The organism is Algoriphagus sp. SE2 (assembly GCF_039563885.1).
Lineage (GTDB): Bacteria > Bacteroidota > Bacteroidia > Cytophagales > Cyclobacteriaceae > Algoriphagus.
In genome coordinates this window covers 461788-482779 of record NZ_JBCLWJ010000001.1, presented here as the reverse complement: position 1 = coordinate 482779, position 20992 = coordinate 461788, and the positions used below count along the sequence as shown (strand labels likewise).

The following is a 20992-nucleotide window of genomic DNA, read 5'->3' as shown; positions in this document are numbered from 1 at the left end:
TAACCATAAAGCTCTCCTATCTTATTTTTATCCTAGCCTGTTAAGAGGCTAGGATATTTTTTCATTTTGAACCCAGAGGTAGTAAAATTTTAAGACATTGAACATAAATCTTACACAATGAAATCCCAATCAGAAACTACCATAGCCAAACTAGGCAATATTACGGAGTACCCTCTAAATTGGCAAAGTGATAAAAAAGGTTCAACCCATGAGCTGGTAATCGATGAAAAATTCATTTATGTCACTGGACAAAACATGGATTGTGTCGCCAAGTTGAATTATGACGGTATAATATTGGAGTATTATAAAATGCCTGATAGTAGTGGTCCACACGGGATTCTTTTAGACAAAGAGGGGAAGATTTGGGTTTCACTTGAATTTCAGGGAAAAGTCGTTCGGTTGGGAGAGGATGGAAAAATTGATAAATCTGTTGACGTATCACTAATTATCGAGGGATCAAAAAAGAAAATTAATCCAGCTCCTCATGGTATTTGTCTAGATGCCGAGGGTAAATCTATTTGGTTCACAGGCAAACGCACCAGTACAGTTGGTAAGTTTAGTCTAGAAGATTTTTCAGTTGAACATTTCCAATTAGAAAACTTAGCCTCTTTACCAATTTTCCTTTGTGCTGGAAATAAAGGTATGATATGGGGAACCGAATTATTTGGAAATGCCATTCTCAGGACCACAGAGAATGGTGAGGTTAAAGAGTTTACTATTCCAACTGGAAACAGTCGACCGATTGGAATAATACCTGATCCAGATTGTGATTTGGAATCAATGTGGTTTACTCAAGAGTCGGGAGTTAAAATCGGAAGAATAGATAAGGACGGGAGAATTAGTGAATATCCAATTCCTGCACTTCAAAAGAATGACGTTCTAGGATCTCTTACATTTGATAACCATAAAAATCTATGGGTACAAGTCTATAACCCAAGTGCTGAATGTTACAGCTATCTTCTCAAATTAGACAAATCGATTAGAGAAACTATCGGACTTTCACTTTCAGATGTTCCATATAGCACCCATGTTTTATCGAGTAAAATGCCCATGCTACATCGGATCAAAATGGACTTTGACGGTAACTTATGGTTTACAGAGATGATGACGGATAAAATTGGAGTCATTAGATTTTAGTCTACCTATGCTTAAAAAACGATTTGCATTGACTTGACTTAAAATTCTAATTACCGGGAAAAGAAAGCTACCGAAGCGAATAAAAACAAAAGCGTGGTTTTAAATAAACTGCTTCAAAAAATGATAATAAAGCTTGACAATAGTGAGTTAGAAACATCAAAAAAAATACATTCCGTTTTTCAGGTATCTTATAAAGTTGAGGCGAAAATTTTAAAAGCTATTGATTTTCCTCCCTTAAAGCGAACAATCGATAATTTCATGACTAGTGAAACAATGTTTTTTGGATACTTAAAAAATGAAGAACTGGCTGGTGTTGTTGAAATAAATCAAACCGAAGACTACACACTTATTCGAAGCTTGGTGGTAGATCCAAAATTCTTTAGACAAGGAATTGCCAGACAATTAATCGAATTTGTTTTCTCGACATTTGAATCAAATCTATTTATGGTTGAAACTGGGCTGGAGAATGGGCCAGCAACTAAACTCTACAAAAAATTTGGTTTTAAAGAAGTTAAACAGTGGGATACTGATCACGGCGTTAGGAAAATTAGATTTGAGCTTAGAATGAACCAGTAAATATAAATTCTTAAAAACAACCTAGCTAATATTAAATGCTATTGCGAACCAAGCTAGTTATAATAAGAGAGATCTTTTTTTGTATAAAATTAATTCAATGAAACTAACGAAAAGAATAATCGGAATAATTCTAGCCCTGCTTTTATTAGTTTCCGGTATAGCACATTTCATAATCCCGGAATTTTACTTCCCGCTCATTCCTGATTTTTTGCCAAAATCCGTAGCAAATATCTTTGCCGGAGGAGTAGAAATACTTTTAGGAATTGGGGTTTTCATCCCTTCATTTAGAAAGCATGCCCTTTTAGGTATTTTCATTTTGATGATTATTTTCCTACCCATTCACATTCTGGATGCTTTGAAAGAAAACCCAGCTATAGGAACAAAAGCTGTGGCTTTCACAAGAATTGCAATCCAGTTAGTTTTAATTTACCTCCCTTGGTTTGCAAGAAAGTTAGATTAATCTCAGCCTTTGCTGCTTTCTTTTAATTCAATTAGCTATGGGTCAATAAAATTACCTTTTATCAGATTATTTATACCAATAATTAACAAACAAAAGGAAGTCCTTCTCCAAATTCAATAACTTGAAATAGTATTACTTGAGCCTCCCTTCATATGAATTTTATTTTCAATCAAATGAATCGAATAAAAAGTATCCTTTCATTGCTTCTAGGCATTTTCATGCTCTTTTCTTGCCAGGAGAAATCCAGTAAAAAAGCAGAATTAAGAAAATCGATTCTCTCCCAAATTGATGAAATCCAAGGTGATATAGCAGTGGCTTTTTATAATTTAGATGATGCAAGTGATAGCTTACTAATTAATGCTGAGGAAGAATTTCATGCGGCAAGTACGATGAAAGTTCCTGTAATGATCGAACTCTACAAGCAAGAAAATGAAGGGATATTAGATCTTAATGATTCCATTTTACTCAAAAATGAATTCAAAAGTATTGTGGACGGAAGTCCCTATAGCATGGATATAGTAGATGATAGCGATGATGTGATTTATAGTAAAATTGGAACAGTTGTAGCAATCAAAGACCTGATTTATAGTATGATAACTGTCAGCAGTAATTTGGCTACCAATGTTTTAATTGAATTAGTGGATGCCAAGAAAGTTACCGCTACCATGCGAACCTTAGGAGCAGAAAAAATCGAGGTATTAAGAGGAGTGGAAGATCAAAAAGCTTTTGATCTGGGATTAAGCAATTCTACAACTGCCAGAGATCTTATGATGATCATGAAAGCCATCGCAGAAAATACGGCAGGGACAAAAGATGATTGTGAAGAAATGATTGGGATTATGAAAGACCAACAATTCAATGAAATCATCCCTTTTTATTTGCCGAAAGACGTTTCTGTGGCGCATAAAACCGGATCCATCACAGGGGTACATCATGATGCAGGAATTATATACTTACCAGATGGGCGAGCTTATGTTTTAGTTTTACTTTCTAAAAACCTAAAGGACTTTGATAAGGGGACGGAGCAACTCGCCGGGATATCTAAGACAATTTATGATTATATAATAAAAACTGACTGAAGATCGAACCTTGGTAAATGAATACAAGTGCTGAAAATTACTTCATTAACGGTTGCGGAAGATGTCCCTTAGGCGGCACCCCCCAATGCAAAGTTCATTCCTGGGCCAACGAACTCGCCCAATTTCGAAAGATCATTCTTCAAACAGGACTTCAGGAGGAAAGTAAATGGGGAGTTCCTTGCTATACTCTAAACGGGGCAAATGTTTTGATTCTAAGCGCCTTCAAAAAATACTGTTCTATCAGTTTCTTAAAAGGGTCTTTGCTTCAGGACCGAAAAAAAATCCTGACGAAACCAGGAGAAAATTCCCAAGCGGCAAGATTGATTAAAATTACCGATGTCAAAGAAATCCTTAAACTTGAGGAGGATATTAGAGCATATATTTTGGAAGCCATTGAAGTAGAAAAAGCAGGGCTTAAAGTGGAGTTTAAAGACAATACCAATCTTGAATTTGTTGAGGAACTTCAGCAAAAACTGGAAGATGACCCATCTTTCAAAGCTGCTTTTGAGGCATTGACTCCCGGCAGGCAGCGGGGTTATAACATCTATTTCTCCCAGGCAAAACAATCCTCGACCCGGATTTCTAGAATTGAAAAATCCATGGGAAAGATATTTGAAGGCAAGGGCTGGAATGATCGATAATATAAAACGGCCTGCCGAATCATTTAAAATTCAGTTGGCCGTTTTCTTAAAACTTCACCTCATCATATTAAGCCATTTTCCCAAAAGGGCCAAGAATTAATTACTACTTCGTGTCAAACTTATATATACAAGTATGTTCATATTTCTCCCCAGGTATTAAAATCGTAGATGGGAAGTTAGGCTGATTAGGAGAGTCAGGGAAATGTTGAGTTTCAAGGCAAAATGCTGATCTGTACTCATAGGCTTTTCCACCTTTTCCTTTGGCCGTTCCATCTAGAAAATTACCAGCATAAAATTGGATGCCTGGCTCCGTGGTATACACTTCCATTTCAATCCCTGAAGCTGGCGAATAGGCAACTGCCGCTAATTCCAATGCTCCTTCTTCCTTTTTATCCAAAACCCAGTTGTGGTCAAAGCCTCCTCCAAACTTAATTTGCTGATTATCTTTATTGATATCCCTTCCTATCGTTTTAGCTTCAGTAAAATCAAATGGCGTTCCAGCCACAGGCACATTGTCACCCAATGGGATCAAAGTACTATCGACCGGAGTATATTTACTGGCCATTAATTGTAATTCATGTCCTAAAATATCTCCATTGCCAGCACCATTGAGATTGAAAAAGGAATGGTGAGTTAAATTGACGGGGGTAGCTTTATCAGTTTCAGCTTCATAAGTGATTTTAAACTCATTGTCCTCCGTCAGATAATAAGTCATTTTCACAGTTAGATTTCCTGGAAAACCTTCTTCCCCATCTTTAGACAAATAGGTAAAAACAATATGGGAATCATCAGCCTCTTCCACAGTCCAAATTACATTATGAAAACCTCCAGGTCCACCATGAAGCGAATTGGGCCCATTATTTAGAGCTAGGGAATAGGTTTGACCATCTAATTCAAATTTCCCTTTTGCGATTCTGTTTCCATATCGACCCACAGCAGTTCCTAAAAAAGGCTCAGGAGAAGTCAGATATTCCTTTGGCGTATCATAACCCAAAACTACGTCAAGTACTTCACCATTTTTATCCGGAATTAAAAGAGTCATTACTCTTGCTCCTAAATTGGTAACGGTCATTTCTATTCCATTACTGTTTGACATGGTCAAAATCTGATACGGATTAGCTTCTTGGATCATAGTTTCATCAGGAATTTTAGATTCATTTTTTTGAGCGCATGCAAACATAAGTATCAAACAGCTCAAACTTAAAAATTGGAATTTATTTTTCATCACATGGTAAATATCTATCTAAAATATTGAAATCTTATGGGATCATTGATTCCTATCTATCAAAGGATCAATTTACCTGATTTTATTTGACAGAAACATTATAAAGTTGATTGTGCAGTGATTTTAATTCTGCTGCTTTCATTTTGATAATTTTACGGTCATAGGTCATCAAGCCATTGGTCTCGATTTCTACATCTGTGGTTTGGGTATAGATTGCTGCAGAAAGACCAACTGAAATCATCTTTTTCATCTTTTGCATTAATTGGGAGTATTTATCAAATAGCTCTTTTTCGTTTTTGAAACTTTGATAACCCCAGTTGTCTTTTTGTTGCCAAACGTGACCATCGACTGGAAGACCCAAGCCTCCAAATTCTCCTAATACAATGATATTATCCTTTCCAAAGATGCTCGGATCTGGCATTTTTACATCAGGATAGTTATGTAAATCGAGGATATCCCCAACAATTTTTGTTCCCTCCATTTCAAAATTACCTCCACTTGCCGAGTTAACTAATCTGCTAGGATCATGATTTTCAGTCCATTCCGTAATTTCTTTTGTTTTGAATTGACCCCAAGCTTCGTTAAATGGTACCCATACTACAATGGAAGGGAAATTGTAAAAATCATCCATGATTTCCTTCCATTCCGTTCTATAAATTGCCTCAGATTCTGGTGTTCTTTCCCGATCAGATTGACTCCCAATAACTCCTACTTTCATCTCCCAGCCATTTCCCATGTCTCCACTAGGCATGTCTTGCCATACTAGCATTCCTAATTTATCACATGCATAATACCATCTTGCCGGCTCCACTTTCACATGCTTCCTGATCATATTGAAGCCCATTTCCTGAGTTTTCTTGATATCAAAAACCAAAGCTTCATCACTTGGAGCGGTATATAATCCATCAGGCCACCAACCTTGATCCAATGGACCATATTGGAACAAAAACTTGCCATTGAGCATCATTCTTTGTATTCCATTGGCATCAGGAGCCATTTTAATTTCGCGAATAGCCGCATAACTTCCAATCTCATCCAATACCTTTTTACTTTTGATCAACTCCACTTTCAGATCATAAAGCACCGGGTTTCCAGGTTCCCAAAATTCAGCATTTTCAATCGTCAATTTTGCAGTACCCATTGGATTAATAGTTTGCTCAGCTAGCATAAGTCCATCTTTCCAAGCAGAAACTTTTATTTGCTGGCCTTCTTCTGAACCAGCAACAATTGGGCTTACCCAAATTTGTTTGGATTGGATATCCGACATATTTCTAATTCCCGAGATATAACTATTGGGAACTACTTCCAACCATACAGTTTGCCAAATGCCAGTAACAGGAGTGTACCAAATTCCCTTAGGCTCTTTTACTTGCTTTCCCCTCGGCTGAGGACCGTCATCGCTTGGATCCCAAACTCTAACTTGTAAATTTTGGCTTTTCCCCGACTTCAAAAAATCAGTTATATCAAACTCAAATGGATCATATCCTCCTTTATGGACTCCCACGGACTCTCCGTTGACGTAGACTTCGGTTTCCCAGTCAGAAGCCACAAAATGCAATAATACTTTATCCTTGCTTCCTTTTTTTGGCGTTGCAAAGCTGGTGTGATACCATAATTCATTGTCTTTTCCTACAGTTTTACCAACTCCCGAAAGAGCTGATTCTACAGCAAAAGGCACTAAAATCTCGCCATCAAATTCGTTTGGAACTGTACCTCCCTTTGCTTGGATTGCATAATCCCAAAGTCCATTTAAGTTCACCCAATTCTCTCGTGTCATCTGAGGTCTTGGATATTCTTGATGCACGTTTTCGGGATCAACTTTTCCAGCCCATTCGGTCATGATTTTACCTTCTACAGGCTTGTACGTACTCGTTTGTGCAGTAGCAACCTGCTGCGCAAAAAGCAGGCATGCACCAAAAATTATAGTTTTTTTCATAGGTCTATCGGTTATCAATCATGATTAATTTTTTCTTATCAATGAATCTCTTCTAAGGATCCTTTTAGTTAGAAATCTTTACTTCTTTAAAATGAGCATAGGAATCTTTGTCTCCTTTAGCGACCATGCCAAGTCGGAACCCCATCCCCCAAGGAACCAGATGCTTTACATCTTGAACTTCTCCAACTTGAATTGATCCGCCATCTACTTTCACAGAAGTACTCATTTTATAGCCATCTTTCATCTCCAAAATCAATTTCACCTTTTTAGAATCGGGGATGGTTTGGGTGGCAATTATTTTTGATTTCTGATTGACGGTTTCCCATAGGGTAACTTCATTCCCTTCTACAGAAATGCCCATCCCAGCCACTGGAGCTCCAAACCCATTATTTGCTCCTCCGATGACAGCCAATCCAGCTCCCACGTTAAATACAGGAACCACAATAGCCTCATATCGATAATTAAGGGATTTTGTACCCTGTACCAGCAAAGTGCCCAAGGTTTCATTCTCTTCGGAAGCCTGAAGCTTTAGCCCATCTTTTCCTGTTTCATATTGAATGTCCTGGGTCACTCTCCATTGCCAAACAGGATCCAATCTCTTTTTAAAATTATCTATAAAGTCGAGAGAGGCTTTACTTCGGGTATAGGCTTCATCGTTGGAAAAAACTGGCCATAGATCGTCAGTCCATTCCACTTTTTGCAGGACTCCCTGTCTTCCTACATACACACTTCCCTCCTGATTATAGGCATGATTAAGTAACCAAAGCTCCCCTTTTTTTTCTACTACGGTGCCATGTCCAGGACATTTCCAACTCTCATTGTCACGGATGACAGGATTCATATCATACTTTTCCCAAGGACCCAAAAGTGATTTACTTCTAGCCACTCCTGTCACATAATCGCAGGTGATCTCGCAGCATCCCCTAGAAGAATAAGTAGCATAGAAATATCCGTTTTTTCGGAAAATTGCTATGCCTTCCACTAATCCACCTTCCCAATCCTGATCATTATGAAATAACTCGTACTTTTCTCCTACTAAGGCTGTCCGATCTTCATTTATTTCCTGTGCCCAAATGGGTGTTTTTTGCCCTTTGCTATTTCCGTCTTCTTTCCAAAGTAAAAAGAGTTTCCCATTTTCATCCCGAGCTTCAAAGGCATCAATAGAACCATATTCCTGAGCCACCAAAGGTCCATGATCGGTGAATTTACTTTCCGGAGTAGCAGCACTAGCAACTGCCACACTCAGCCTGTTACTTTCCTTATCCCGAGCTGTATAATAGGCATAGATTTTCTTCTGCTTTTCATCGTATGCAAGCTCAGGTGCCCAAAAGTTATTTCTTGCCCAATCTGGAGCTCCATCAGGGAAAACATAATTCACCAACTCCCAATTGATAAGATCTTTGGATTTGAAAATCGGAAAAAGAGGTGCCCATTCATTGGACGTCGCTGAAGCATAATAATAATTCCCAATTTTTACGACAGTGGGATCAGGGCGGTCTCCAGCCAAAACTGGATTTTCAAAAGATTTTTTTTGTGCAAAGCTATTTGTGGAAAAACCTCCTATCAGATATACCATGCAAATAATCCCAACGATGTTTAATCGTCTATTCATTGATTTTTGGGTTAGTAGTTAATTCCGGAAAAGCTGTAATCCGTAACCTTGCCGCTCCCATAGGAATCAAAGTCACATCGACGATGGGTTGATCTGAGGTTTTTGGCAGGTCTTTCAATTCACCCACCAAGCCATATTCATCAAATTGCCATTCAGGAATTTGTTGGGCTTTTACGACCATTTTGATCGGGACTTCCTCCAAAGTAAAGGGGAAGTTTGATTTTGGCCATTTCCCTTTCATGACTTCCACGGAGGAAGCCGGATCATTTTCATCCACCAAAATGCTATAATTCCAGTCTGTTACCGGATGAACTTCCCAAGAAGGCCAATTCTTTGTATCCACACCCTTTTGCCATTTTGAATCTGAAATCGCAGTTTCATCACTGTCTTTCTTCAGATATTTTTCTCTTATCTTCAAAGAATAAGTCAGTGGTCCTCGACTGATGCTCAAGCTATTGTTATTTTTTTCCCAACGTTTCGTCTGGACTTCCATTGGCAAAGTGAGGGATACCAAGTCCCCGTTTTTCCAGGTTCTTTGGATCTTGGCAAAGCCGATTCCAGAAAGATCTGATTTCACCAATTCCCCATTGATTTTGATACTTGCTCCATTTGTCCAGGCAGGAATTCGTAGATAAAGTGGGAATTCGGCGTCTTTTGGGCTGCTGACAGCAAATTGGATTTCCTCCTCAAAAGGATAATGGGTCGTTTCCTCCAGTTGAACTTCTGTTCCGTCACCCACTTTCACCTTGACAATGCTCTCTCCATAAATCGCCGCAACGACTCCATTATCTGGAGTTGCCATCCATAGGTTTTCTACGAAATATGGCCAACCTTGTGAATGATTGTGTTGACAACAACGCGAACTAAAAGGATTCATCATTAAAAATGGGCCCTTATTGCCTATCCCAGGAAAATGATTCTCCGCATCCAGTAAAGCCATATTAGGAGAGGTGATATAATGTAAAGCCTTAAAATCTGGCATAACTGCCGCTGGATAAGTATTGAAAGCGACTTCCTCTGCATGATCGCCCCAAAATGGATCCCCGGTTATTCGAAGCATATGCTCGTCTGAATTCATCTGCTCCACCATCCCACAGGTTTCTACTCCCTGCCTCGGGTCAGCATATCCTGGTCGGGCATCTTCATCTGCTCCAAACATCCCTCCCGGAACCTGACCAAAATGGTTTCGCATGATCTCAAAGTTTTCGTAGGAAGCTTTCAAGTCTGCTTCATTATTACTAAGCAAATAATACTGTGCCGGTTCCCGGAAAGCCTGAGCATGATTTACATTGTGCCAATCCACTTGATTCCGATACCAATCTGGGACTTCCCCACCATCTCTGACTTCGTAATAATTTTTGATTTGGTTTAACGGCAAATCTCGACCTTCCCAGTTTGCCGTATTCCGATGGATTTTTTCTGCCAACTCTAATAAAAACTCATCGCCAGTACGATTATACAGCCAGAAAACGCTATGAAGATTATCTCCTCCACGAAGCTTTTGCCAATATCCTTCTAAAAAATTCTCATCCGGTACCGATAATTCATATTTGAAATAATTGGTCATCAATTCGATGACACGTTGATCTTGGGAATACTCATAATAGGATTGAAGACAATAGAGCATGATCATATTCGCCCAAAAATCCTGGTTTTCTCCATCGAAATGCTTGGGGCCAAAATTTCCATCCTCACGCTGACTATTCAATGTCCCTTCAATCCAGACCATTGCTTCATCGATCATTTTCTGGTCCTCGAGAATGTATCCGATATTAGCATATCCTTTTAACCAGTAGGGAACTTCCTCCCAGCCCCATTCACCCTCTCCATCAGGAGAAAGCCAGGCATTGTCCTGCTTTTGGAGCCAAGCTGAAATCTGTCCAAGATTCCCGGTTAATCCCTCTTTTTGCCTCAGCAGGTATTCTTTTAGAAACCCTTTTGGCTTGACAGAGCCAACAGGTAGTTTGATTAAAGCACTGGGAACCAAAGGAGCTCTATTACTGACGTAATATTGGTTTGTGCTTTGAGAATCTATTTTCTCCACAAAACTCACTTCACCATTTTCACTTTCAGGCTGACAAGCTATAGCTGAAATGGAAAGGGCTAGAACTAAAATCGATTTTCCTCTGAATTTTAACATTTCCAATGTTACTTTCCTTTTTTCTTAATTAAAAATTGGAGCCGTCTGAAGAGAGATGCTCGGTTCAAGGTTTTTGATACTAGGCCATCCATCTTTCCAAATTAATGGATCCATCAATAAAACCCTTCTATTGGTGCCGTTTTGAAGTTTTGGCTTTGCTTTATCCATCCCATGGTACAGTAACCAATCCTGTCCATTATCATCTGTTATAATCTCGGCATTATGGCCGGGCCCGGCATAACCCGTATCGCCAGAATTACTTTTTACTACCAAACTTCCTGCTGAGTCATTCAGGAGTTCATTTCCTTCTTGATCCAAATAAGGCCCAAAAAGAATTTTAGATCTTCCAACTAGGACTTTATAGGTGCTTTTTGCTCCTTCACAACAAGTCCCTGAAGATCCAAAAAGATAATAGTAATCTCCTTTTTTGATTAAATATGCAGCTTCGAGGTGATTTCCGGCAAGCTTTATTTTTTCACCTTCCGCTTTGTTGCCATCAGTGGAAAGTTGTGTGAGATACAAGCCATGAAAACTTCCCCAGATCAAATATTTTTTTCCGTTTTCTTCGTAATAGAATGGGTCAATTGAATTAGCTACCCCGATTTCTTCTGAGGTAAAAACAGGGCCTTGATCGACAAATGGGCCTTTTGGTTTTTCAGCAATTGCCAACCCAATTCCCGGATTGGGATCTCCCCAGGTCGAGAAGGAATAATACATAAAAAATCGGTCACCAACTTTAGTAACATCCGGTGCCCAAATACCTCCTTTTGGTCTCCAGTTAGGCTTTTTTTCCATCGAGTTCCCAACAAGATTCCAGTGGACCAAGTCTTTAGACTGAATCACCGGTACCAAATGGTATCCTCCTTCTTCCCCCCAATTATCCTCAGTCCCATATGCATAAAAGTACTCTCCATCCTTGATTACACTAGGATCTGCGAGGACCGGTTCGAAGATGGGGTTTAAATAAAGTGAACTATCTGATTTTGGACTGGCCAAATGGTGATCATTTAGCTCAATTGCATGTGAAAAATTTGAATAAAAGTGGAATGCCAGAATTAGAAAAATATGCATGGGTTTTGGGTTATAAAAGCAACCTTTGAGGTTCTAATTATCAAGGGGTTACAATTTAAGTGATCTGATTTTAAAATATGTCCGATTTTTAGAAGAATCCCCACAAATCCACCAGCGGTGCGGAAATCTTAAATCTCCTAGATAATTTTAAATTCTAAATACAAGAATATGAAAAAAAGCTACTTATTAGGAATGGCGTTGATGCTGACTTTGGGAATCAATGTTCAAGCTCAAGATCAGGTAATTGAAAACATTATCAAAGAAGAAACTGAGAATTCCCAGTTGAAGCAAATCGCGCATGAATTAATGGATGGAATCGGGCCAAGATTAGTGGGAACGCCTCAGATGAAAAAAGCTCATGATTGGGCGGTAGAAAAATATCAAAGCTGGGGTATTGAAGCCAGAAACGAACAATGGGGCGAATGGAGAAGTTGGGAAAGAGGAATAACCCATATTGACATGGTAGCTCCTTGGACAAAATCGCTTGCAGGTCAGCAGTTAGCTTGGAGTCCTGCCTCTCCGGAGGGTGGGGCAACTGGTGAAGTGGTCATCATCCCTGAGATAGCTGATGAAGCAGCGTTTAATGCTTGGCTGCCTTCAGTAGAAGGAAAGTATGTAATGATTTCAGCACCACAAATTACAGGAAGACCCGATTACAATTGGGAAGAGTTTGCAACTGAGGAGTCATTTGCAAAAATGAAAGAAGAACGTACTGAATCCAATAGAGCTTGGAATGCAAGACTTCAAAAAACAGGAAAAGGCAGAAGGGAACTTCCAGTTGCTTTGGAAGAAGCAGGAGCACTTGGAATTATCACCTCCTATTGGTCTCAAGGTTTTGGAGCTAATAAAATATTTTCCGCATACACTAAAAAAGTACCAACCGTTGACCTTTCTTTAGAAGATTACGGACTTCTTTTCAGATTGGCGGAAAACGGAGAAAAGCCACAAATTACACTAAATGCTCAGTCAAAAGATCTCGGAGTTGCTCCTACTTTCAACACAATCGCTGAAATAAAAGGAACTGAAAAACCTGATGAATATGTAATGCTATCCGCCCATTTTGATTCTTGGGATGGTGGAACTGGTGCCACTGATAACGGAACTGGAACGATTATGATGATGGAAGTGATGAGAGTTTTGAAAAAATTGTATCCTAATCCTAAAAGAACAATTTTGGTCGGCCATTGGGGATCTGAAGAACAAGGGTTGAACGGATCAAGGGCTTTTGTGGAGGACCATCCAGAAATGATGGCAAAAATTCAAGCTCTATTTAATCAGGATAACGGAACAGGTCGTGTGGCAAATGTGTCGGGACAAGGATTCGTAGATAGCTATGAATACCTAGGTAGATGGATGTCTAAGGTTCCGAGAGAAATTACCAGAGATATCCAAACTAACTTCCCTGGAAATCCAGGTGGTGGAGGATCTGACTATGCTTCCTTCGTGGCGGCAGGCGTTCCTGCATTCTCTTTGAGTTCTTTGAATTGGTCTTATTTCAATTACACTTGGCATACTAATTTGGACACGTATGACAAAATCGTTTTTGACGACGTTCAAAGCAATGTCATCATGGCTGCAATCATGGTTTACATGGCAAGTGAAGAAGAAAATATGGTTTCAAGAGAAGTAAGAGTTCCTATAGGTAGAAACGGTGAGCCAACAGATTGGCCAGCCATGAGATCTCCAACTCGAAAGGGTGGTTTAGATAACTAAATTTGACTTATTCTATAAATTGAAAGCCACAGGAAACTGTGGCTTTTTTTATTTCACTTTTTAAATTCGGCCCACTAGCGCATACGGAAAAGGTTTTGTATTTTTCTATTTCCTAAATCCCCAACTATGAAAAGACTTTTTCTACCCATACTTTTTGTCCTATTATTCACCTCCACACTTCTAAATGCCCAGGAAAAAATCTTGGTAGATGCTGTTGAAAAAGCTAGAAGTGAAAATTTTTCCGGAGTAATATTGGTAGCTCAAGAAGGTAAAATTTTATATGAAGAAGCAATTGGAATGCGCTCCTTTGAGAACCATGTCGTATTAAAAGTGAAGGATATTTTCGAAATGGCCTCTGTCTCCAAGCAATTTACAGCCATGATGATCATGATGTGTCAGGAGAAAGGCCTTCTTGATTACGATGATGCAGTTGGTAAATATCTAGATATCCCGTACCGAGGAATTACCATCCGGCAGTTACTCACTCACACCAGCGGTGTTCCGGATTATCAAGCGGTGATGGATGAACACTGGGATAAAAGTAAGGTAGCTGGAAATCCGGATATTTTGGAGTATCTGAATAAGTATCAACCTCCAATGCTTTTTGAACCAGGAGAGAAATATCAATACAGCAATACAGGATATGTCTTTTTGGCCAGTATTGTTGAAAAAGCAACTGGGAAAGATTTTGTGGAAATGATGAGAGAATGGATTTTCAAACCTCTCGGCATGAAAAGCACTGACATTCGATCCCCAGAAGAAAAGGCGAAAGTGAAAAACTTTGCTGCTGGCCATATTAAAAATAATGATGGTAATTATGTCAATGCCAACACTTTTAGGAGTTCAGATTACACGGTTTGGCTAGGAAATAGAAAAGGCCCCGGAAGAGTGAGTAGCACAGCAGAAGATTTATTGTTATGGGATCAAGCATTATACGAAGATAAATTAGTCTCAAAAGAGACTTTAGATTTAGCTTTTAGCCCTGCAAAACTGAATGATGGAACCAGAAGTTATTATGGTTTTGGGTGGGAGTTAGAACCTAAAAGCCCCTTAGGGAAAATGGTCATGCACACCGGTGATAATCCAGGATACAAAACCATCATTGTACGATTCATTGAGGAAAATAAAACCATCATTATTCTGAATAACAATTATCATCCAGATATGATGCGCCTTGTTGAAGCAGCTACTCTTTCTCTTGGAAAATGGTAAACAATTGAATTTTATACAATTTAACTAATCCTCCAATGCGGCCATTTTGAAGCGATCCAATGCAGGAGTACTATGTTCTTTTTTCATAATCTCTTCCATTTCCTGAATGATTTCAGGGTGAGCATCCGCAATATTATTTTGTTCTTTTGGATCAACAGATAAGTCATAAAGTTCAATCTCCAGATTTCCTTCCTTTATAATATTCTGTCTTATACCTTTCCACTTCCCCATTCTAACGGCCTGCTGTCCTCCATATTCAGGATATTCCCAAAAAAGATATTCATGTGGTTCTTGCTCCTTTCCTAAGAGCGTTGGTAAAAAACTCTTGCCATCGGTATCTTGGGGTATTGGAATTCCAAGCAAATCGCAAATTGTAGGCATCACATCATAAAAGGCGGAGATATGGTCTGTCTTACTTCCTGCTTGTATTTTGCCAGGCCAACTCACCAACATTGGAATACGAATTCCACCCTCGTATACAAATCCCTTTGTTCTACCATATCCATTCGTAAAAGGTGATGAACTTTCGAAATAATCAAAATCAACTCCACCCGTATAGGTAGGTCCATTATCGCTAGTCACAACAATAATTGTATTCTCTTCCAAGCCGAGCTCTCTTAACTTCTCTCTTACCTCACCAACTTGCTGATCAAATAAACTGATCATCGCTGCATAAGTTGCCCTTGGATATCTATTTGGAAAATATCCATTAGATCCATCGTAAGGAGCTTCGTCTCCTATTTCATTTTCATATTTATCCACGTCATCGAGCGGCGCTTGGAGTGGAACATGGGGCAAGGGTGATGCATAATAAAGAAAGAATGGTTCATCTTTGTTTTGCTCGATAAAACTCAAAACTTTTTCATGCATCAAAGTAGGGGCATAATCTTGTTGATTATACTTGGAATAACTTGCTGGATCATTTGGATCCGCTCCCTCATCTAATTTAGTCCTTGGAGCAACTACTGGATTATTTAAAGGTACTTTTGCTTCATTTTCCCACATATGGGGTGGGTATAAATTATGGGCTTGTCTTTGACAGTTATAACCATAGAAATAATCAAAGCCCATTTTGGTGGGAATGCTTTCCGTTGTAGGTCCACCTAGCCCCCATTTTCCAACAATTCCAGTTTTATAGCCTTGATTTTGCAGAATGCTAGCCAAGGTCACTGTTCCTATAGGTAAAGGCCGCTGCCCTTCTAAATTCGGATCAGCGGCTGCCTTGGCATAATCCCAAACTTCTCCTCTTTCTCTCCATTCGTCATTTCCTCTGATATAAGCATGTCCTCCATGTTTTCCCGTCAACAAAATACATCGAGCTGGCGCACAAACTGGGGCTCCGGAATAATGGTTGGTGAATACCATTCCTGATTTGGCAAGACCGTCGATATTAGGAGTATGTATTTTTTCTTGCCCTTGATATCCAACCTCCCCAAAACCTAAATCATCTGCAAGAATATAAACGATATTTGGCTTTCCTGGGCTTTTATCTTGCTGGGAACAGGAAAAAAGTAACATTAGGCCGAATAGGGATAAAATGGATCGGTTCATAATCGGTAATTAAATCTTAAACATGTTTTTTAATAAACTGAAGGGCCTGACTCAACCTAGCCTTTTCATTTCCACTGACTACTTCAAAAGGAAATCTACTTTCTTCAGCCAGTTTTAAATATTTCTTAAAGAAATATTGCCGCATTTCCAATTCAGGATATTCCCTTTGAGGATCTTGTTCCCAAGGTAAATCCGTATCTTTTAATAAGATCAAACTATATTCGCGCTTTTCTATCTGTTCCAATATCCAAGGATCAGTTTTTCCAAATCTATGGCTTGACCAAATGTGGATAACCCGCAAGTCAGTATCACAAAAAAGATATTTTTTAGCCACTTTTGCCAACTTATCTTCCATCTCAATTTGACCTTTACCAATTTTCAATAAATCATCATAGCCGTAGGCTCTATCAAGATTTTCAAGAAATTCTCTTGCATATTCAGGGACCCAAGGTTCTTCGAAGGTTGCGGATAACTGCTTACAAAGGGTACTTTTTCCTGTGGATTCGGGACCCAAAATTAATATTCGTTCAGGTTTCATATGCTCTTGCAGATTTTATCCATGCCATTAAACCAATTGTAGCCAGAATTGTAAAAAAAAGAAATTGAAAAGAAGTTAAAATCAATCCTTTGTAGAAATACAATGGTACAGCAACCAAATCTGTAATGATCCAAAATATCCAGTTTTCTACTTTCTTCTTTGCCATCAACCACATCCCTACAAAGGCAGTTGCTGTTGTAAACGAATCCCAGTAAGGCACATCACTATCCGTAAATCGAGATAATACCAGATATAAAACCAAATAGGAGATCAAGAATATTGCAACGGAAACAACCCATCCTGAGGGCTTCAGCCAAGTAACCGGAAGGACTTCCTCACCTTCTTTTGGGTGAGACCAAACATACCAGCCAAAAATCGACATACTGAAATAGTAGGCATTTATGCCCATATCAGCATACAGTTTATATTGAAAACAGATCCAGACATAAATTAAGGTAGAAATAATCCCGGTGGGATATACCCAGATATTTTCCCTCATCGAATAAAAAACTGATGCTATTCCAAAAAAGACAGCAATAGCCTCAAGAAGTGTCATTTGCTTGAGCCCCTCAGAAAATCCATCAAGGAAAAATTGTAAATCCATCATCGAAATAAAGAAATAATACCCGAATTGCCTCAAATAAAAATAGCGAGATTATATCTCGCTATTTTTATTCTGTTAAAACTGCTATTAGATCATTGAGTATTTGGATCTGCCTTGATACCCATACTTGAAGGTATGGCTCCTGAGGGAGTTTTGGTGACATACACAGCGAACAAAGAATTACTGGCCCATGTACCTTTGTTAGGAATCTCCGGAAGAGGAGCTGCAGCTTCAATACCCCCAAGAATATATCCAGCTAGAACTTTTTCTCCCGCAGCCAAACCACTCAATTTTAGGACTCCGTTTCCGGTGGCTTTGGCATTACTGATTAAAGCTCTATTTCCTATAAAGGTGATACTTGCTCCCAATAATCGATTGTTTACAATTGGCTTATCATTAATGAATTCAGAATATACCCCATCAGCCCCTTCTATAAAAGTACTGATGTCAGCCACAAATGGAATCCCATCATTCCTGCCTTGACCAGTTGCAAGATTATAAATTGCCTTTTGAGCCGAGTCTTGAGAGTAATAATAAAGACCGATTCCACCGAACATAGTGCTGTAAATCGATTTGTTAGTTGATTCATCATCGTAGATGGAAATTACCGGACATTCGTATTGGCTAAATTTCTGATGAACATCTTTATTAACAACTGGATTTTGAGGTCCCGTGATGTAAATCGGATAATCATATCCTCCAATCACTCCCGGAGGAAAGACTCCCCCTAAAGCAGTAATACGCTCGACTCCTGTTGCGGGATCAACATCTTCGATAATGTTCCCATCTCTTCGATGGAAAGGTCGATCAGGATCTGAGCTCTTTGTGGCACCATAACTCAAAACATCCAAAGAACCAGGTTTTAAGGTAAAAACTCTGATTTCCTCTGTATATTCCTGCGTAAAATCTGTACCTCCAAATGCTCTATATTGACCATCAAATCGTTGACCAAAAACTAGATAAAATCTTCCGTTCAATTTAGCAAGCTCACCTCCAGTGACAGCAAATCGATCGTCTTTCCCATACTCCATGAGTGCCTCAATCTCATTTGCCGAGGCTCCATTTTTTATAGCTTGGGTCAAGGCCTCCACTTTGAATCGAATGATGCTACCAAAGGTTTTCATATCTGACCCATCTGCCAACCAACCATATCCACCGACTATATACATTTCGTCAGTTTCCAGATCATGGTATCCCTGCAAATTATTTGACTGAAGCTGCTCTGAAAGTTCATCTTTCAATCCATTGACATCAAAACTCCAAAAATCACCGGAATCTGGGTCCAATACAAAAAGGAAGTTATTTGCACTGTCTGGGATGAAGTTATTATTAGGAGCGGGCATAAATGTATGTAAGCCCTGCCTTCTTCCTCCAACTACTAAAATTTCTCCAGACGTATTGACAGCACTAGTATAGGATTGTAAACCCGGCAATGCGGGCTTATTTGGAAATTCCTGTTCCACAAACTCAATGGTATATGGCAATACATTCGGTTGAATATTTGGATCTGCTACGGGCTCTTGCATAAACATTTGAGCAGAACTTTCAGATGAATCGGAAGTCTGTGAACCATCGCAGGATGCTAGAGCAAAACAAGTTGCTACAAATATAAAGAGATATTTTAAGTTTGGCTTTTTCATAATGTTTGATGGTTAGGTCCAGAAGCAGTACCGTCGTGAAGATTTTTGATAAAGTGCAAAACCGTCATGGTTTTTTCCGGGGACATGTCCCTGGTGACAGGCATGTAGCGGGTATCATTAAAATCTCTGGTCATAAAAAACCCAATAGCCCCATAATTAATCTCTAGTGGCCCAGATTCATTTGTACCATACATATGACTCCAAGGTGGGTTTTTTGCAAAAACCTCGAATGACTTGAAATCAATTAGATTGATCTTTTCTGTCATACCTGGAAATAACTTGGCATATCCTGCAAAAATCTCCTGAATTTCCGGCCAGGTAGGATTTTCATTAATAATATAATTTGACCAAACCAGACAGGAAATCATGGCACTCTGAGAAGTACTAATAGGTACTAGCCCCTCAGAATCATAAAGATTTATGAAATATAACTGACCGTCTAATTGAGGAGTTCTAAAGCCCGGGTCTTTTAAAACCACTATAGTAACCGTTGCAAACCCATTCGAATCAGTTGCTGAAACCGAGGCCTCAATTGCTCCAAAAGCTTGTGGTGTATTTCCTGGATTACTAGGAGGTACCGTTGCCCCTGGAGTATTTCCATGGACACTTACGATGTCTACTTTGAGTTGCTTTCCAACCAAGGGTTTTGAAAATTTACTTACATAAACTTTTGTCGTAGCAATATTTCCTGGTCTTCCTGTAAGCCGAATAGGCCTAAATTCTACCTCAATATTTGTTTGGGTAATATCCTCTTTAAAGATCTCAACTGGGCCAATATCCGTTCTTGACATTTCAATACTTAGTGCAGCTGATCCAAGGATGTTAATCTGATCTTCTGAAAGGGGAATCTGTACAATATGGGAATAGGAATTAAAACAGAATTCTGAATAATCTATTTTTCCCAACGAAATTGGATCGCCGCTGGCGGGTTTAATCCAAGCTGTCAAATCTCCAAGTTGGACCGGAGGACCACCTGCTGACTGTCTACAAATCCCATTTGCCAAGTCAATAATTAGGAGTTTTCTTTGCTGATCAACTGTGAAGGGACAGGTATTAAACATAGGCCAATTCCATGGATCACTTTTATCTTGAGCCCTTCCGCTCAACATTCTTACCCCGGGACTATAAAGAGGTTCATTTGCATAAACGGGTCCTAATGAACCGGTGATTCTACCCGTTTGATAATTTTTATCCTCGGGAACATTTCTATATCCATCCACTACAAATCTGATGGAAACCAGATATTCCCCATTTTCCTCAAGAGTTTTGTTTTTCAATTCTGCTAAAACAGGAGAAACATCATCGGTTGGCCAAGTAGCTTTTGGAACCCGAATTATCGATTGATAAACTCCTGAGGCATTCATATCTCCTCCAAAGCTATCCATTTGATAGTCCGCATCCTCCCAGCTTCTAGTCGCTAAAACAGCAACCCACCACAATTGATTAAGAACAGCCGGATCGACCAATCCCGTTAAGCTTACTCCTTCCGAGATTGGAATACTCACCTGCATACCATAAATGGTAGGTACCCCTTGCTGGTATACGTCAATGTCCGCAATTTTTGCAGCAGAAGGCTTATCTGTAGTAATAAAGGGGAGTCCTAAAATTGGATCCTGTACTTCTCCCTCCTTACCTATTGCAGAGACTACACTACATTCCTGAAGTTGAAATCGATGGAGACCATTGGGGTTCTGCCAAGGTGAAGGAACAGTGTTGCTTACTTCGTAATGGGTAGGATCATTATTTACAGTTGATGGATCGGTAAAAAAACGTCCATAAAAATTAATCCTTGGATAGGATAAATAACTCATTTTAAATGGGTTTTAAGTGAATAAAATAATTTAAATCAAATTCTAA

At 39.2% G+C, this 20992-nt stretch carries 17 protein-coding genes; 7 read left to right on the top strand and 10 right to left on the bottom strand.

Annotation, left to right across the window (positions count from 1 at the left end; translation table 11 throughout):
- Positions 1-117 precede the first annotated feature (117 nt).
- The 5 genes from AAGF08_RS01985 (at position 118) to AAGF08_RS01965 (ending at position 3893) form a co-directional block, all read left to right on the top strand.
- On the top strand, positions 118-1137 hold the full coding sequence (locus tag AAGF08_RS01985; RefSeq protein WP_343509231.1) for a hypothetical protein: 1020 nt from the start codon (positions 118-120) through the stop codon (positions 1135-1137).
- Positions 1138-1257: 120 nt separating this feature from the next.
- On the top strand, positions 1258-1713 hold the full coding sequence (locus tag AAGF08_RS01980) for a GNAT family N-acetyltransferase (RefSeq protein WP_343509230.1): 456 nt from the start codon (positions 1258-1260) through the stop codon (positions 1711-1713).
- A gap of 97 nt (positions 1714-1810) precedes the next feature.
- The gene (locus AAGF08_RS01975) at positions 1811-2173 is read left to right on the top strand and encodes a hypothetical protein (RefSeq protein ID WP_343509229.1); all 363 of its coding nucleotides are present in this window, start codon (positions 1811-1813) and stop codon (positions 2171-2173) included.
- Positions 2174-2346: 173 nt separating this feature from the next.
- Positions 2347-3252: a serine hydrolase gene (locus AAGF08_RS01970; protein ID WP_343509228.1), complete on the top strand. Its 906-nt coding sequence runs from the start codon at positions 2347-2349 to the stop codon at positions 3250-3252.
- A gap of 17 nt (positions 3253-3269) precedes the next feature.
- The gene (locus tag AAGF08_RS01965) at positions 3270-3893 is read left to right on the top strand and encodes a DUF1801 domain-containing protein (RefSeq protein WP_343509227.1); all 624 of its coding nucleotides are present in this window, start codon (positions 3270-3272) and stop codon (positions 3891-3893) included.
- A 103-nt stretch (positions 3894-3996) separates the two neighbouring features.
- Here AAGF08_RS01965 and AAGF08_RS01960 read toward each other — a convergent pair whose 3' ends face one another.
- The 5 genes from AAGF08_RS01960 to AAGF08_RS01940 form a co-directional block, all read right to left on the bottom strand.
- Positions 3997-5025: an aldose epimerase family protein gene (locus AAGF08_RS01960; RefSeq protein ID WP_343509226.1), complete on the bottom strand. Its 1029-nt coding sequence runs from the start codon at positions 5023-5025 to the stop codon at positions 3997-3999.
- A 175-nt stretch (positions 5026-5200) separates the two neighbouring features.
- On the bottom strand, positions 5201-7054 hold the full coding sequence (locus AAGF08_RS01955) for a sugar-binding domain-containing protein (RefSeq protein WP_343509225.1): 1854 nt from the start codon (positions 7052-7054) through the stop codon (positions 5201-5203).
- Between the two features lie 64 nt (positions 7055-7118).
- On the bottom strand, positions 7119-8666 hold the full coding sequence (locus tag AAGF08_RS01950) for a glycoside hydrolase family 43 protein (RefSeq protein WP_343509224.1): 1548 nt from the start codon (positions 8664-8666) through the stop codon (positions 7119-7121).
- A complete protein-coding gene (locus AAGF08_RS01945; protein ID WP_343509223.1) occupies positions 8659-10806 on the bottom strand; it encodes a beta-L-arabinofuranosidase domain-containing protein in 2148 nt (715 codons plus the stop codon). The genes AAGF08_RS01950 and AAGF08_RS01945 overlap by 8 nt, the downstream gene beginning before the upstream one ends.
- A gap of 24 nt (positions 10807-10830) precedes the next feature.
- Entirely contained in the window at positions 10831-11877 is a 1047-nt protein-coding gene (locus AAGF08_RS01940; protein WP_343509222.1) for a family 43 glycosylhydrolase, read from the bottom strand.
- Positions 11878-12045: 168 nt separating this feature from the next.
- Here AAGF08_RS01940 and AAGF08_RS01935 point away from each other — a divergent pair, with 168 nt between their 5' ends.
- Both AAGF08_RS01935 and AAGF08_RS01930 read left to right on the top strand, forming a co-directional pair.
- Positions 12046-13590, top strand: a complete 1545-nt coding sequence (locus AAGF08_RS01935) for a M20/M25/M40 family metallo-hydrolase (RefSeq protein WP_343509221.1) — start codon at positions 12046-12048, stop codon at positions 13588-13590.
- Positions 13591-13716: 126 nt separating this feature from the next.
- Positions 13717-14802 carry a serine hydrolase domain-containing protein gene (locus tag AAGF08_RS01930; protein ID WP_343509220.1) on the top strand — a complete coding sequence of 362 codons (1086 nt, stop codon included), beginning with the start codon at positions 13717-13719 and terminating at the stop codon, positions 14800-14802.
- A gap of 24 nt (positions 14803-14826) precedes the next feature.
- Here the strand turns inward: AAGF08_RS01930 and AAGF08_RS01925 are convergent, their stop codons facing one another.
- From AAGF08_RS01925 to AAGF08_RS01905, 5 genes are all read right to left on the bottom strand, one after another.
- On the bottom strand, positions 14827-16353 hold the full coding sequence (locus AAGF08_RS01925) for an arylsulfatase (protein WP_343509219.1): 1527 nt from the start codon (positions 16351-16353) through the stop codon (positions 14827-14829).
- Positions 16354-16369: 16 nt separating this feature from the next.
- Positions 16370-16891: an ATP-binding protein gene (locus tag AAGF08_RS01920; RefSeq protein WP_343509218.1), complete on the bottom strand. Its 522-nt coding sequence runs from the start codon at positions 16889-16891 to the stop codon at positions 16370-16372.
- Positions 16881-17495 (bottom strand): nicotinamide riboside transporter PnuC, encoded by a 615-nt coding sequence (gene pnuC / locus AAGF08_RS01915; protein ID WP_343509288.1) that lies wholly within the window; start codon positions 17493-17495, stop codon positions 16881-16883. Before pnuC ends, AAGF08_RS01920 begins: the two co-directional genes overlap by 11 nt.
- A gap of 92 nt (positions 17496-17587) precedes the next feature.
- Positions 17588-19135, bottom strand: a complete 1548-nt coding sequence (locus tag AAGF08_RS01910; protein ID WP_343509217.1) for a hypothetical protein — start codon at positions 19133-19135, stop codon at positions 17588-17590.
- Positions 19132-20946, bottom strand: coding sequence for a hypothetical protein (locus tag AAGF08_RS01905; RefSeq protein ID WP_343509216.1), 1815 nt, complete (start codon positions 20944-20946; stop codon positions 19132-19134). Before AAGF08_RS01905 ends, AAGF08_RS01910 begins: the two co-directional genes overlap by 4 nt.
- Positions 20947-20992 lie beyond the last annotated feature (46 nt).

What these genes read in the sequence shown, in the direction of transcription:
- AAGF08_RS01935 (WP_343509221.1), top strand. Translation starts at nt 12,046, where the DNA reads ATGAAAAAAAGCTACTTATTAGGAATGGCGTTGATGCTGACTTTGGGA.
- AAGF08_RS01950 (WP_343509224.1), bottom strand. Translation starts at nt 8,666, where the DNA reads ATGAATAGACGATTAAACATCGTTGGGATTATTTGCATGGTATATCTG.
- AAGF08_RS01955 (WP_343509225.1), bottom strand. Translation starts at nt 7,054, where the DNA reads ATGAAAAAAACTATAATTTTTGGTGCATGCCTGCTTTTTGCGCAGCAG.
- AAGF08_RS01905 (WP_343509216.1), bottom strand. Translation starts at nt 20,946, where the DNA reads ATGAGTTATTTATCCTATCCAAGGATTAATTTTTATGGACGTTTTTTT.
- AAGF08_RS01970 (WP_343509228.1), top strand. Translation starts at nt 2,347, where the DNA reads ATGAATCGAATAAAAAGTATCCTTTCATTGCTTCTAGGCATTTTCATG.
- AAGF08_RS01945 (WP_343509223.1), bottom strand. Translation starts at nt 10,806, where the DNA reads ATGTTAAAATTCAGAGGAAAATCGATTTTAGTTCTAGCCCTTTCCATT.
- AAGF08_RS01925 (WP_343509219.1), bottom strand. Translation starts at nt 16,353, where the DNA reads ATGAACCGATCCATTTTATCCCTATTCGGCCTAATGTTACTTTTTTCC.
- AAGF08_RS01975 (WP_343509229.1), top strand. Translation starts at nt 1,811, where the DNA reads ATGAAACTAACGAAAAGAATAATCGGAATAATTCTAGCCCTGCTTTTA.
- pnuC (WP_343509288.1), bottom strand. Translation starts at nt 17,495, where the DNA reads ATGGATTTACAATTTTTCCTTGATGGATTTTCTGAGGGGCTCAAGCAA.
- AAGF08_RS01940 (WP_343509222.1), bottom strand. Translation starts at nt 11,877, where the DNA reads ATGCATATTTTTCTAATTCTGGCATTCCACTTTTATTCAAATTTTTCA.
- AAGF08_RS01985 (WP_343509231.1), top strand. Translation starts at nt 118, where the DNA reads ATGAAATCCCAATCAGAAACTACCATAGCCAAACTAGGCAATATTACG.
- AAGF08_RS01920 (WP_343509218.1), bottom strand. Translation starts at nt 16,891, where the DNA reads ATGAAACCTGAACGAATATTAATTTTGGGTCCCGAATCCACAGGAAAA.
- AAGF08_RS01965 (WP_343509227.1), top strand. Translation starts at nt 3,270, where the DNA reads ATGAATACAAGTGCTGAAAATTACTTCATTAACGGTTGCGGAAGATGT.
- AAGF08_RS01930 (WP_343509220.1), top strand. Translation starts at nt 13,717, where the DNA reads ATGAAAAGACTTTTTCTACCCATACTTTTTGTCCTATTATTCACCTCC.
- AAGF08_RS01910 (WP_343509217.1), bottom strand. Translation starts at nt 19,135, where the DNA reads ATGAAAAAGCCAAACTTAAAATATCTCTTTATATTTGTAGCAACTTGT.
- AAGF08_RS01960 (WP_343509226.1), bottom strand. Translation starts at nt 5,025, where the DNA reads ATGATCCAAGAAGCTAATCCGTATCAGATTTTGACCATGTCAAACAGT.
- AAGF08_RS01980 (WP_343509230.1), top strand. Translation starts at nt 1,258, where the DNA reads ATGATAATAAAGCTTGACAATAGTGAGTTAGAAACATCAAAAAAAATA.